This window comes from Massilia sp. CT11-108 (assembly GCF_047302915.1).
Taxonomy (GTDB): domain Bacteria; phylum Pseudomonadota; class Gammaproteobacteria; order Burkholderiales; family Burkholderiaceae_D; genus Telluria; species Telluria orientalis.
Window position 1 is genome coordinate 1 of the sequence record NZ_JBKYMO010000839.1, and the last position, 1,564, is coordinate 1,564.

At 69.9% G+C, this 1,564-nt stretch carries 1 protein-coding gene; it reads right to left on the reverse strand.

Features of this window, described 5'->3' with window-relative positions; all coding sequences use genetic code 11:
* Positions 1-1,364: type VI secretion system Vgr family protein (locus ACEN88_RS31265; protein ID WP_413345999.1), on the reverse strand; the 1,364-nt coding region annotated here is incomplete at its 3' end.
* Positions 1,365-1,564: the final 200 nt, after the last annotated feature.

Genomic DNA, 1,564 nt, shown 5'->3' on the forward strand with positions numbered 1-1,564 from the left:
TCGGAATGCCGCGCCGGACGGCGGAAAAGCTGCCGGCGCCGCGCGCTCAGGGCGGCGTCCGCCGACACCTGTCTGGCGTGGCGTTCCAGTTCGCGCGGCAGGTTGTTGTCGGCCACGACGTGCAGTTCCGTGATCACAAAATCGCGCTCCGCGGCGGGGTGCGTGTCGATCTCGGGATGGCCTTCGAGCGCAAAATACTGGCCGGCGCAGAAGTCGCGCACGCTGCCCTCGCCCTGGAAGCACTTCGATTCGAATTCGTGGCGGCTCGTGCGCACCTGGCCCAGGCGCCAGTGGTCCTCGACGTCGTTGCCCGCGTGCGGCATCTCGATCAGGTAGTCGTCCAGCGACGCGGCGAGCGTGTTGCCGCTCGGGCCCTGGTCCACGTTGCTGCGCGCGGAGGCCGTCATGAACTGCGCGGCGCCGGGATTCTTGTAGTCCCAGCTGTGGCGCGTGGCGACGCCCGGCTGCAGGCGGCGCGCGGCGCGCCAGGAACTGACGGTGTCGCGGCCGTCCGCCATGCTGTCGCGGTGGTAACGCACCGTGCCGGCCGCGTTCTGCGGCAGGCCGTTCGGGTCGTTGAACAGCACCAGCGTGTGCGCGGGCGTGCGGTCGTGCGCGGGGTCGACGGGGCTGCCGCGGCTGCGTCCCGGCCGGAACACCCACGCGATGCCGCGCCGCTTGAGCAGGCGGCGCACGAACGCGGCGTCCGACTCGTTGTACTGCATGGTCTGTTCGCGCGGCGGGAACTGGCGCATGTCGAACAGCGGATCGAGTTCGAGTTCGAAGGCGTTGGCCAGCACCGTGTTCGACTGGCGCCATTCGTCGCACAACACCTGCACGATCTCCAACTCGTTCTGGTAGCGGAACACACGGCTGTTGGTGCGCTTTTCCATCACGGCGAACACGTCGCGCAAGACGAGCTCGTAGCCGGCCAGGCCGCCGTCGGCGTCGCCCGCGCGCGCCTCGGTGACGATGCCGCACACGCTGCGGAGCATGCCGCGGTCGGTGACGAACTGCAGTTCGGCCGGCAGCGCGATCAGGTCCTTCAGCGCGATGTGCGGGCTGCTGGCGAGGCAGGCGACGCGGTAGTCGATGCCGCCGCAGATCGCCTCGTGGCCCACGACCCGCTGGGGCAGCAGCACGTCCTCCGCGAGCTGGCCGCCTTGGGCCAGGCGCAGGCGCAACGGCCGGTGCGCGGTGCTCAGGACCTTCTCGTGCTGCAGAACCCGCAGGAACTCGCTCGCGCTTTCCACTGTCTCTCCCGTGAACACGCCGCGGCTGCGGCACGAGAATGGATTCTTCCATGCTTCAACCGGCGCGAGATTAACGTGCGTCAGGGTGTACAGGAGCGAACTTCGGCGCATGCGGATGGTCCCACGCTACGCGCCGCGCGGGTGCGCACCGCGCGCCGGCACGACTCGATGGAACCGGACACTCCCGGCGCGGTCGCGCCGTCATGAGGGCCGGGTAGGACCCATGTGCTTCATGCGCGGCGCGTGGCCGGCCCGGCATCAGCCCGGCATCAGCCCAGCAGCGCGGCCAGGCGCCGCGCATGAAGCACATG